Here is a 10,490-nt window from a genome sequence, read left to right as displayed (position 1 = left end):
CGTCACAGGAGATCTCTCATCCGGCGTAGGCCGCGGGTGGTGCGGGCCTTCACGGTGCCCAGGGGGATGCACAGGCGGTCGGCTATTTCCTTCTGGGTCAGCTGCCCGAAGTGGGCCAGGACTATCGCCTGGCGCTGCGGGGCGGGGAGTCCGGCCAGTGCTTCGCGGATGTCGCATGCGGCGTCCACGGCGGAGGTGCGGTCGGGTACTCCGGCGGTGTCCTCCAGCGGGACCGATCTCCGGGAGTGCCGGGCCTCGGCGCGCAGCTGGTCGATCGCGCGTTTGCGGGCGATGGCCAGGACCCACGGCTCCAGGCCGCGGGAGGGGTCGAAGCGTGCGCGGGATCGCCAGACCTCCAGGAAGACCAGCTGGACGACGTCGTCCACGGCGTGGTCCGGTACGAGTCGTCCCGCGTGGCGGCGGACGAGGGGGCCGAGCGCGGTGTAGCACTCGGCGAGCGCTGCCTCGTCGCCGTCGGCGAGCCGCTGTTCCAGTCTCATGCGGCCCAGGTCCCCGGAAAAATCGCTGCAAAACTTGTGCATAGTCCAAAGTGGGGCAAAGGGAGCGGATCAGAAGGCTCCGGGGAGGGACGCCAGGGCGGTGACGGCCTCGGGGAAGGCGGCCACCCGGGTGATGTGCGGCGGTAGGCGGTCGCGGTTCCAGCCGGGTCCGCCGACGACGAGGCGGTACGGCGGGCGGGCCGCGGGCAGTTCCGCCAGCCAGGCGGGGTCGCCGGTCTCGGTGGTCTGCGACCAGACGAAGACGGCGTTCGGGCCGGTTCTGCGGATCGCGGCGGTCAGGGCCGGGGGCGGCACGCGCGCGCCCAGGGTCAGCGTTTCGACGCCGGTTTCGGCGAGGGCGGCCGCCAGGGCGTGCACGGGGAGGCTGTGTTGCTCCTCCGGCGCGCAGGCCAGCAGGACCGGACGGCCGTTCGGCGGCGCGGCCGGTGTCTCCGCCAGGCAGCCGAGCACCACGGCGGACAGGAGGTGCTCGACCTCCACGCAGTCGCCGGACGCCGCGTGCTTGCGGCCGATGCCGATCAGCACGGGGGCGATCAGGTCGTCCCATGCGCGGACGACGCCGTCGCGGCGGAGGGCGTTGCGCACGGTCTCGGCGGTCGCGGAGGCGTCCAGCGCCATCGCCGCGCGGGCCAGGCCCCGCACCTCCGTGGCCTGGCGCTCGTCGTGGTCGGCCCGCAGCGGGACGCGGTTGCCGCCGGCGCCGTGGGCGCGGGGGGCTGGCGGTTCGCCGGGGGGCGCCTCAAGCGCGACCCGGGCCGCCTCCTGGGGCGGGACGCCGGTGAGGATCTGGCGCTGCATCGTCTCCAGCCGGGCCACGTCCGCCGGGGTGTAGCGGCGGTGGCCGCCCGCGCTGCGGCCGCTCGGGCCGATGCCGTAGCGGCGGTCCCAGGTGCGGAGGGTGGACGGCGCCACGCCGAGGCGCTGCGCCACCGCGCCCACGCCGAGCTGGGCCTCCCGCATGCGTCCGCTCCCCCATGTCGTCCCGGACCGCACAGCGTACGCCCCCTCACCTGAGCGGTCGTCGCCCCAGTTCAGCCCTTCCGCCGGCGCAGGGCCGACCCCTTGTGGACGGCCTTCTTGCCCTTCTTGTCATTCCTGCCCATGGCCGTCGCCTACCCGCCGTTGCCGCGGTTGTCACCACGAAAGTCCTGGTCAGACGGTATTCATCCGCGGCCGCCCGGGGCGGCGCCATCCCGGGGGCGGGAGGCGGCAAAATCCGTTTCATACGTGCTTGTGCAGGTCAGCGGAGGGTACGGGGCCGATCGACCAAAGGGGGAAACATGATCGGCAAACTGCACAGCTGGGGCATGAAGTCCAGCCACATGTACTCGGCGGGCATCGCCTCCATCGGCCTGGCGTTCGCCTCGTGGGCGGCGTCCAACCGCCTTGAGGCAGCGGGCGTGGACCGGGCCGACCGGTGGGGGATATTCATCGGCGAATGGGCCCCGACCTTCTTCGCCATGGGGGTCGCCCTCCGCCTGGAGGAACAGCACGACCAGGCGGCGATGGAGGCGTCCGGGCAACGCGGCCGGGCGGAAGAGAGAGTCGGCGCGGCGCATTCCACCATGCGGTAGCGGCCGCGGATCGCGGCGGTTTCGGCCACGCCGCCGGGCATGGGTGCAACCGATCGGCCACCGGGTTCCGAAGAACGGTGCACAACCATTCGGACGACGATGGAGGAACCGTGCACTCCCGACATTCTGGGCACAGTCGTTGAGGGCGGCGGACGGCCGGGTCGTCGTGGTCGGGGCGGGACTGTCCGGGCTGTCGGCGGCGATCCACCTCGCGGCGCGCGGCCGAGAGGTCGTGGTGGTCGAGGCGCGCGACGAGCCGGGAGGCTGCTGCGGCTCGGCGCACGCCGGCCCCTACCGGTTCGACACGGGCCCTTCGGTGCTGACGATGCCGGGGGTGCTGGCGGACACGTTCGGCGCGGCCGGCGAGGACATAGAGAACGTGCTCCCGCTCCGGCGGCTGGACCCCTTCTACCGCCTGTCCTTCCACGACGGCTCCCGGCTGGACGTGGTGGCGGGCGCGCAGCGGATGGCCGAGAACGTCCGCGCGCTGTGCGGGCCGGACGAGGCGGCGCGGTACCTGCGGTTCCGGCGGCGGCTCGGGGCGATGTTCGACGCCGAATGGCCGGCGTTCATCGACGCGGACATGACGCGGCTGCGGAGCATGGCCCGCCCGCTCGCGCTGCTCAGGCTGGCGGCGTCGGGCGGGTTCCGGCGCCTCGACCGGTTCGTGGCGGCCCAGCTCACCGACGAGCGGCTCGTCAGGGCGCACACGTTCCAGGCACTGTACGTCGGGCTCCCGCCGGGGAAGGCGCTGGCCATCTACGCGGTCGTCGCGCACATGGACACGGTCGGCGGCGTGTACTTCCCCGCGGCCGGCGGAATGCACGCCATTCCGCAGGCCCTCGCCGCCGTCGCCGAGAAGGCGGGCGCCACCGTCCGGTACGGGGTGCGCGCCGAGCGGGTCGAAACGGACGCGTCCGGGGTGACGGCGGTTCGGCTGGACGGCGGCGAGCGCATCGCCGCCGGGAGCGTGGTCGTCGCCTGCGACCTGGCGCGGGCCCACCGAGGGCTGCTGCCGGAGGCGGCGGGCGACTGGCGGCTGCGGCGCCCGCGGTACTCGCCGTCCTGCCTGGTCATGCATTTCGGGCTCGACCGCCGGCTGGCGGACCAGGCGCACCACACGCTGCACTTCGGCCGGACGTGGTCGAGCACCTTCGCGGCGCTGGCGCGCGGGCGCCCGCAGCCCGATCCGAGCGTGCTGGTCACCTATCCCGAGGGGGACGGCGCCGCGGCACCCGCCGGGCACGCCACGCTGAGCGCCCTCGAACCCGCCCCGAACCTGGCGGGCGGCGCCGACTGGGACCGGCTCGCGCCGCGGCTGGAACGGCGGCTGCTCGGCCGCCTGGCCGACCTCGGGTACGGCGACCTGGCGGCGGCGCCGCGGCTCACCTTCGACCCGCGGGACTGGTCCCGGCTCGGCCACTCGGCCGGCACCCCGTTCGCGCTGGACCACCGGTTCGGCCAGACCGCCTGGTTCCGGCCCGCGGGCCGCAGCCGCCGCGTCCCCGGACTGCACTTCGCCGGGATGTACACCGCGCCCGGTGTGGGCGTCCCCACGGCTCTGATCTCCGGGCGGCTCGCCGCCGCCCGCATCCTGGAAGGCCGCCGATGACGCTTACCGCGAGCTACGAACACTGCCGCCGCCTCAACGCCCGCCACGGACGTTCCTTCTACCTGGCGACACTGCTCCTTCCGGCGTGGAAGCGCCGCCACGTGCACGCCTTGTACGGGTTCACCCGCCACGTGGACGACATCGTCGACGCCTATGGCGATGAGGCCACGGACCCGGAGGTCCGGGCGAAGGCACTCGACGATGTCGCCCAGCGGCTGAGTGCGAGCCTGGAGGGGGAGGACATTCCCGACCCCGTCCTGCCGGCCTTCGTGCACACCGTCCGTTCCTTCGGCATAGAACGCCGCGACATCGACGTCTTCCTGCGGTCGATGCGCACCGACCTCACCGTGACCCGGTACGAGACCTACGACGACCTGCTGGTGTACATGGAGGGCTCGGCCGCCGCGATCGGGCTGATGATGCTGCCCGTCCTGGAGACGGTGCCGGGCGCGGGGCGGCCGGCCCGCGAGCCCGCGCGCGAGCTGGGACGCGCCTTCCAGCTGACGAACTTCCTGCGGGACGTCGCCGAGGACCTGGAGCGAGGCCGCATCTACCTTCCGCTGGAGGACCTCGCCAGGTTCGGGGTCACCGAGGACGACCTGCGCTCCGGCGGCCGGGAAGGGCCGCTGCGCGAACTGGTCGCCTTCGAAGCCGACCGCGCCCGCGCCCATTACCGCCGCGCGCTGGACGGCGTGGAACTGCTCGCGCCCTCGTCGCGGCCGTGCATCCGCGCAGCGCACCGGTTGTACGGCGGCATCCTGGACGAGATCGCCGCCGCGGGCCACGACGTGCTGAGCGCGCGGGCGCGGGTGCCGCGCCGCCGCCGGGCCGCGATCTTCGCCCGGCACCTGCTGGCCGCGTCCGCCGCGGGCCGCGCCGAACGGCGGCTGCCGGCCGGGGCGCTCGGATCCGGGGCGCTCGGGGACGGGCGGTTCTGAGATGGATGCGGTGGTCGACGGCGGCGGGGCGGCGCGGCGCCCGGTGGTACTGGACGCGATGGGCGGCGATCACGGGCCGGCGGTGACGGTGCCGGGGGCGCTGGCGGCGCACCGCGACCACGGCGTCCCGGTGGTCCTCGCCGGGCGGGCCGACGAGGTGACGGACGAGCTGCGCCGCCACGGCGGTACCGGGGAGCTGGAGGTCCTGCACGCGGACGAGGTCGTGCCGATGGCCGAGCGCGGCGCGGGGGCCGCGACCCGGCGCAAGTCGAGCCTCGTGGTCGGGTGCGCGGCGGCGCGGCGGCGGGGCGGCTCGTTCGTGTCGGCCGGGTCCACCGGGGCCGTGGTGACGTGCGCGGTGCGGGCGTTCGCGCGGCGGGAGGGCGTGCTGCGTCCGGCGCTGGCCGTGGCGCTGCCGACGCTGACCGGTTCGACGGTGCTGGTCGACGCGGGCGGGACGTCCGACCCGACCCCGGAGATGCTCGCGCAGTTCGCCCTGCTGGGTGCCGCGTACGCGCGGAACGTCCTCGGTGTGCCCGACCCTTCGGTGGGGCTGCTGTCCATCGGGACCGAGCCGGGGAAGGGCAACCGGCTCGCGCGGGGCGCGGCGGCGCTGCTGCCGGGCCTGCCCGTCCGGTTCCACGGCAACGTGGAAGGCCACGACGTGCTGGCCGGGACGGTCGACGTGGTCGTGACGGACGGTTTCACCGGCAACGTCGTGCTGAAGAACATCGAGGGCTGCGTCCGGACCACCCTGGACATGGTCGCCAAGGCCGGGATCGCCCCGCCCGCGCGGCTGGCGGAGGTAGCGCGGCTCTACACGGCGGACACGCACGGGGGCGCCGCGCTGCTCGGCCTGACCGGGACGGTCGTGGTGACGCACGGCTCGTCCGGGCCTACCGCCATCAGCCGAGCGTGCGTCGTCGCGTCCGAGCTCGGCGAGGCGGACGAGCCCGTGCCGGCGGACCCCGTGCCGGCAGACTCCGTGCCGGCGGACTCCGCGCCGGCGGACCGCGCGCCGTCGCCCGACGGCCGTGCATCCGTGGGGCCCGTCGCGTGAGATGGTCAGTCCGGGCCGTCGGCGCGCAGGGGATCCCGGCCGTCCCACGTGCCCCGGCTCCCGTAGGGGACGAACCGGGCGAACAGCTCCTCGCTGTACCAGTCCTCGGCGCGCACCCGGTCGATGACGGTGCGGTGCGCGTCGCCGCGGTAGGCGAACCGGGCGACGGCGTCCTGGTCCGCCCACAGCGAGAAGGTCGCCTGCCGGGCCAGCGGCCACTCCCCCACCCCGATCGAGGCGAGGCAGCCGTCCTGGCGGCGCAGGTCGAGGTCCACGCCCGCGATGGACCGGTAGAACGCCACCAGCCGGCGCGGGCGGATCGACGCCCTGGTCAGCACCGCCACCGGCCCGCCCGCGGGCTGCCCGGCCGGGGCGGCGGCCGCGAACGGGTCGCGGCCGCCCCACCGGCCCCGGGAGCCGAGCGGGGCGAGCCGGACGTGCCACGACTCCTCGGCCTCGTCCCGCCACCGTGCGGCCACCGGGGAACGCGCGAGGAACTCGTCCAAAGCGTCCTCCCCGTCCCACACGGCGAACAGCGCCCAGCGGCGCAGGTCGGCGCCGAGGCTCATGGACCGGCCGCGGCCCGTGCCGAGCAGCCGCCAGAACGGCAGCCCGGCGGTGCGGCGCAGCTCCGGCCGGTCGAACGCCATGTACCGCATGGCGTCCGCACTCCCGTACCTGATGAGGTGGAACGAGGCGATGACGCTGGACTCGTTGGCTCCCCTGCTCGTCGCGGTCATCGGCGGCTACCTGCTCGGCTCGGTGCCGGTCGCGGTGCTCGTCGGGCGCGCGCACGGCCTGGATCCGCGGGAGGCGGGCGACCGCAACCCCGGCTTCTGGAACATGATGGAGCAGCTCGGCTGGAAGGCCGCCGTTCCCGTGTTCGCCGGGGACATGCTGAAGGGCACGGCGGCGGGGCTGGTCGGGCTGGCCGTGTCGGGCGGCGAGACCGGCACGCTCGGGACGGTCGCCGGCGCGAGCGTCCCGCCCGTGTACGCGGCCGTCGCCGCCGCGATGGCCGGGCACGCCTGGCCGGTGTTCGCGGGACGGCGGGGCGGCCGCTCGATCCTCACGTTCAGCGGCGGGTTCGCCGTGCTCTGCCCGCCGGCGTTCGCGCTCGGCATCGCGCTGCTGATCGGGACGAGCCTGGCGCTGCGCTCGTTCGCCTGGGGCACCCGCGTGGCGGTGTTCTCCCTGCCGGCGCTGCAGCTGCTCTTCGCGCCCGCCGTGCACGTCGCGGGGACGGGGCTGCTGATGTGCCTCATCGGGCTCCGCTTCGGGCAGGCCGCCGTGGCGTCGCGCCGCGCGTGACGGCCGGACGCCCGTAGCCGCGGCCGCGCCAGGTGCGCGCCGGACGCAGCACCGACCACGTCAGGCGGACGGCGGCCGGCGGATCGAGGAGCGGGGACAGCGCCAGGCCCGTGCGCGGACGCGTGTAGCTGCCGCGCAAGGCCGCGAGCAGGAGCGTGCGCTGGGCGAGGAGGCCGAGGTCGAGCGGGGTGGCGCGGCCCGTCGCCAGCCGCAGCGGCGGCAGGGCCAGGGTCAGCCAGACGACCGCGAGGTCCGCGGCGAGCGCACCGGGGGCGGTGACGTCCCGGAGCGCGATCGACCGGCCCCACTCGCGCCACACGCCGGCGGCCGAGTCGTGCATGTCGACCTCCAGCAGGGCGCCGGCGTCGCGGAAGGCGACCGTCCAACCGTCGCGGGCGAGCAGCCGGCCGAGCGCGACATCGTCGGTGAGGTGGCCGCGGACGCGCTCGAACGCGCCGGCCCGGAGCATGGCGTCCTTGCGGAAGGCGGTGCACTGGCCGTTGAGGAGGAGCCGGTCCGGGGACGTGGCGGGGCCGACCGGCCCGAAGCGGTAGACGAGACCGGCCAGGAGCGAGGCGTGCAGCGCCTGCTCGGCCGCGCCGCCGCACACGAACCGCGGTGCGGCCGACACCAGGTCGGCCGTTTCGAGCAGCGCGGCGAGCTCGGCGCAGAGGCCCGGCTTCGGGCGGGTGTCGGCGTCCAGCAGGACGACGATGGGGCCCGCCGCAGCCGATACGCCCTGGTGCAGCGCCCATTGCTTGCCGACCCATCCGTCCGGCAGCGGCGCTCCCTGGATCACCTTGGCGCCGAGGTCCGCCGCGAGCCGGGCCGTGCCGTCGCGCGACTCGTCGTCCACGACGATCACTTCGGACACGCCGGGGTCGACGAGGAGGGGCCGGAGGCAGCCCTCGATCCGGGCCTCCTCGTCGCGCGCCGGGATCACCACCGACACCGGCCGGGGCGGCGGCCCCGAGGCGCCGGGGGCGAGTGGTGCGGGCCGGGTCCGGCCGCGCGACAGCCGCGCGGCGACCACTCCCGCGGCGACCGCCTGGCATGCGGTGAGCATTCTCATCTCGCCTCCGTGCCCGTCCGTGCCGGCATGTCCTGCTGGACGAGGGAGGCCACGATCCGGCCGCCCATCGCGACCAGCGGCAGCCCGCCGCCCGGATGCGCCGACCCGCCGACCAGGTACAGCCCGCGCCGCGGCCCCCGGTTGCCGGGCCTGCGGAACGGCGCCAGCGCGCCGCGGTAGGCGGTGCCGTAGATCGCGCCGCCGGGCGCGCCGTACCGCTCGCTCAGGTCGGCGGGGGTGAACGTCTCGGTGAACCGCAACCGCCCCGAAAGGTCGTGGCCGCGGCGCGCCAGCGTCTCCAGGACGCGGTCCCCGTAGGCGTCCGGGGTCATCGGCCAGCGGCCGGGGTCGCCCGCCGGGACGTTGACGAGCATGACCCAGTTCTCGGCGCCGGCCGGGGCCTGCGACGGGTCGTCCACGGCCGAGCAGCCGATGTAGACGGTCGGGTCATGGGGCGGCACCCGGCGGCCGAAGATGTCGGCGAACTCGCCCCGGTAGTCGGCCGAGAAGACGACGGAGTGGTGCGGCAGCCCCTCGGTGCGCCCGGTCACCCCGGCGAGCAGCAGGAACGCCGACGAGGACGGGCCGAGCCGGGCCATCCGGCGCAGCCTGCGGCGGTCCGGCAGCAGGCGGCCGTACAGGGCCGCGGCGTCGGCGTTCACCACCACCGCGTCGGCGGCGACGCGCTCGCCGGAGGCCAGCACCACGCCCGACACCGCCGACGGGCCGGCGGTCACCTCCGCCACCTCGGCGCCCGTCCGGACGTCGACGCCCGCGCCGAGCAGCAGGCAGGCGAGGTCGTCGGCGAGGCGGGGCAGCCCGCCGCGCACGTACCAGCCGCCGTCGCCGTGCTCGATCGCCGGGACGCAGCCGAGCGCGGCCGGCGCCCGGTACGGGCTCGACCCCGCGTACGTCGCGTACCGGCCGACGTACTGGCGCAGCCGCGGGTCGCGGAAGAACCGGCGGGCCAGGCCGTCCAGCGTCCGGCCCGGCGCGACCGCGCGCAGGTCGCCGAGCCGCGCCTGCTCGGGGCGGCGGCCCAGCGGCCCGGCGAAGAACGTCCGGCGGGACGCGTCCAGGCAGGTCGCGGCCCACTGGTGGAACGCCCGCCACGAGGCCCCCTCCCCCGGGGCCAGCCGCTCGACCTCGGCCGCCATGCGGGCGGGGTCGCGGTACGCGCGCAGCTCGGAGCCGTCGGCGAAGCGGTAGCGGCACAGCTCGTCCAGCTCCACCAGCTCGCGGGTGACGCCCAGCTCGCGGAAGACCTCCGGGAGCGTGAGCAGCGACGGCCCGAGCGAGAAGGCGAAGCCGTCGCGCTCGCGTTCGGCGAGCTTGCCGCCGAGCCGGTCCAGCTTCTCGTACAGCCGGACGCGGTGCCCGCCGCGCGCCAGCAGCAGCGCGGCGACCATCCCGCCGACGCCGCCGCCCACCACGATCACCTCGGCCATCGACGCCTCCACGCCAGGACGGCGAACGTCCCCATCGCGATCCCGCCGGTCACCGCGACCAGCCGGTCGGGCGGCTCGAACACCGCCGCGAACGCCAGCGTCTCCATCCCCGCCATCACCCCGTAGATCGCCAGGAGGCCGCCGGGCGGCGCCGCCTCCGGCCGACCCACGATCATGTCGATCATGCCCATCACCAGCAGCGACACCACCAGCCAGCCCGCGAAGTTGCTGACCGGCACGCCCCGGTACGGGCCTTCCTCCACCCACGTCCACAGGCCCAGCCGGAGCATCTGCGGGTCCAGGAACAGGTCCCACGCCGTCAGCGCGAGCGCCCCGGTCACCCAGCGTTTGGGCCCGCCCTCCGGGACGATCTCGGTCGCGACCGCGTGCGCGGCCAGCCCCATGCCGCCCCAGGCCGCCGCCACGATGACCGGTACCCCGCCGAGCTGGGGCTGGAGCACCGACGTGTAGGAGTACTCGCCGAACGGGACGCCCGTGCGGATGCCGATCCACTCCGCCGCGTAGCCCGCGCCCACCGCGGCGCCGAAGGCCGCCGATGCGCGGCGCCCCCCGTCCCGCCCGGCGAGGAACGCCACGGCGCTCGACCCCAGCAGCACCACGACGACGCTCGTCAGCCGGATCGGTGCGGGCCGGATTCCCGACAGGACCTGCCCCACCACCATCGACCCCAGTAGCCCGGCTCCCGCGAGCGTCCACGCCCGCGACCGCCGCGCGGCACCGGCCACGCGCCACCCGGCGGCGTTCACGTGCCGTCCGAGCCATCGCCCACGCACATCCCCCATGCACAGGTTTCGGGCAAAGGCACCGCCATGGATGCATCCGTGTTCGCCGCTTCCCGTTCTCCGGGATTCGGCCTGGTCACGTGGGGTAGGGCCCGGCGCGACCCCCCAGTAGGCCGAGCGCGAGGGCGATCGCGCGAACGACCGGGGGGAC

11 protein-coding genes are annotated in these 10,490 nt (G+C 75.6%); 5 read left to right on the top strand and 6 right to left on the bottom strand.

Features of this window, described 5'->3' with window-relative positions; translation table 11 throughout:
- Window positions 1-2 precede the first annotated feature (2 nt).
- Both E1200_RS10920 and E1200_RS10915 read right to left on the bottom strand, forming a co-directional pair.
- Window positions 3-500 carry a sigma-70 family RNA polymerase sigma factor gene (locus E1200_RS10920; protein ID WP_131951724.1) on the bottom strand — a complete coding sequence of 166 codons (498 nt, stop codon included), beginning with the start codon at window positions 498-500 and terminating at the stop codon, window positions 3-5.
- 69 nt (window positions 501-569) lie between these two features.
- Window positions 570-1,481 carry a MerR family transcriptional regulator gene (locus tag E1200_RS10915; protein ID WP_131951723.1) on the bottom strand — a complete coding sequence of 304 codons (912 nt, stop codon included), beginning with the start codon at window positions 1,479-1,481 and terminating at the stop codon, window positions 570-572.
- Window positions 1,482-1,801: 320 nt separating this feature from the next.
- On the opposite strand from E1200_RS10915, the gene E1200_RS10910 reads away from it, so the two are divergent.
- From E1200_RS10910 to E1200_RS10895, 4 genes are all read left to right on the top strand, one after another.
- The gene (locus tag E1200_RS10910; RefSeq protein ID WP_131951722.1) at window positions 1,802-2,095 is read left to right on the top strand and encodes a hypothetical protein; all 294 of its coding nucleotides are present in this window, start codon (window positions 1,802-1,804) and stop codon (window positions 2,093-2,095) included.
- 139 nt (window positions 2,096-2,234) lie between these two features.
- Window positions 2,235-3,707: a phytoene desaturase family protein gene (gene crtI, locus E1200_RS10905; protein WP_131951721.1), complete on the top strand. Its 1,473-nt coding sequence runs from the start codon at window positions 2,235-2,237 to the stop codon at window positions 3,705-3,707.
- Window positions 3,704-4,645, top strand: coding sequence for a phytoene/squalene synthase family protein (locus tag E1200_RS10900; RefSeq protein ID WP_131951720.1), 942 nt, complete (start codon window positions 3,704-3,706; stop codon window positions 4,643-4,645). The genes crtI (E1200_RS10905) and E1200_RS10900 overlap by 4 nt, the downstream gene beginning before the upstream one ends.
- Before the next feature lies 1 nt (window position 4,646).
- Window positions 4,647-5,705, top strand: a complete 1,059-nt coding sequence (locus E1200_RS10895; protein ID WP_131951719.1) for a phosphate acyltransferase — start codon at window positions 4,647-4,649, stop codon at window positions 5,703-5,705.
- A gap of 5 nt (window positions 5,706-5,710) precedes the next feature.
- Here E1200_RS10895 and E1200_RS10890 read toward each other — a convergent pair whose 3' ends face one another.
- Entirely contained in the window at window positions 5,711-6,445 is a 735-nt protein-coding gene (locus E1200_RS10890; RefSeq protein ID WP_243708473.1) for a spheroidene monooxygenase, read from the bottom strand.
- On the opposite strand from E1200_RS10890, the gene E1200_RS10885 reads away from it, so the two are divergent.
- Window positions 6,420-7,016 carry a glycerol-3-phosphate acyltransferase gene (locus tag E1200_RS10885; protein WP_131951718.1) on the top strand — a complete coding sequence of 199 codons (597 nt, stop codon included), beginning with the start codon at window positions 6,420-6,422 and terminating at the stop codon, window positions 7,014-7,016. The genes E1200_RS10890 and E1200_RS10885 overlap by 26 nt on opposite strands.
- On the opposite strand, the gene E1200_RS10880 is transcribed toward E1200_RS10885, so the two are convergent.
- The 3 genes from E1200_RS10880 to E1200_RS10870 are packed head-to-tail and all read right to left on the bottom strand — an operon-like array spanning window position 6,967 to window position 10,303.
- Entirely contained in the window at window positions 6,967-8,088 is a 1,122-nt protein-coding gene (locus E1200_RS10880) for a glycosyltransferase family 2 protein (protein WP_131951717.1), read from the bottom strand. The two genes, E1200_RS10885 and E1200_RS10880, sit on opposite strands and share 50 nt — an antisense overlap.
- Window positions 8,085-9,536 carry a phytoene desaturase family protein gene (crtI, locus tag E1200_RS10875; RefSeq protein ID WP_131951716.1) on the bottom strand — a complete coding sequence of 484 codons (1,452 nt, stop codon included), beginning with the start codon at window positions 9,534-9,536 and terminating at the stop codon, window positions 8,085-8,087. Before crtI (E1200_RS10875) ends, E1200_RS10880 begins: the two co-directional genes overlap by 4 nt.
- A complete protein-coding gene (locus E1200_RS10870) occupies window positions 9,524-10,303 on the bottom strand; it encodes a carotenoid biosynthesis protein (protein WP_243708472.1) in 780 nt (259 codons plus the stop codon). Before E1200_RS10870 ends, crtI (E1200_RS10875) begins: the two co-directional genes overlap by 13 nt.
- Window positions 10,304-10,490 lie beyond the last annotated feature (187 nt).

Source organism: Actinomadura sp. GC306, assembly GCF_004348665.1.
In the GTDB taxonomy this organism is placed as follows: domain Bacteria; phylum Actinomycetota; class Actinomycetes; order Streptosporangiales; family Streptosporangiaceae; genus Spirillospora.
The sequence above is the reverse complement of the archived record's forward strand: the minus strand, read 5'-3'. Positions and strand labels throughout refer to the sequence as shown.

Bases quoted from the DNA above. Each gene is read 5' to 3' on its own strand.
- E1200_RS10920 (WP_131951724.1), bottom strand. From the start codon at position 500: ATGAGACTGGAACAGCGGCTCGCCGACGGCGACGAGGCAGCGCTCGCC.
- E1200_RS10915 (WP_131951723.1), bottom strand. From the start codon at position 1,481: ATGCGGGAGGCCCAGCTCGGCGTGGGCGCGGTGGCGCAGCGCCTCGGC.
- E1200_RS10910 (WP_131951722.1), top strand. From the start codon at position 1,802: ATGATCGGCAAACTGCACAGCTGGGGCATGAAGTCCAGCCACATGTAC.
- E1200_RS10900 (WP_131951720.1), top strand. From the start codon at position 3,704: ATGACGCTTACCGCGAGCTACGAACACTGCCGCCGCCTCAACGCCCGC.
- E1200_RS10895 (WP_131951719.1), top strand. From the start codon at position 4,647: ATGGATGCGGTGGTCGACGGCGGCGGGGCGGCGCGGCGCCCGGTGGTA.
- E1200_RS10890 (WP_243708473.1), bottom strand. From the start codon at position 6,445: ATGACCGCGACGAGCAGGGGAGCCAACGAGTCCAGCGTCATCGCCTCG.
- E1200_RS10880 (WP_131951717.1), bottom strand. From the start codon at position 8,088: ATGAGAATGCTCACCGCATGCCAGGCGGTCGCCGCGGGAGTGGTCGCC.
- crtI (WP_131951716.1), bottom strand. From the start codon at position 9,536: ATGGCCGAGGTGATCGTGGTGGGCGGCGGCGTCGGCGGGATGGTCGCC.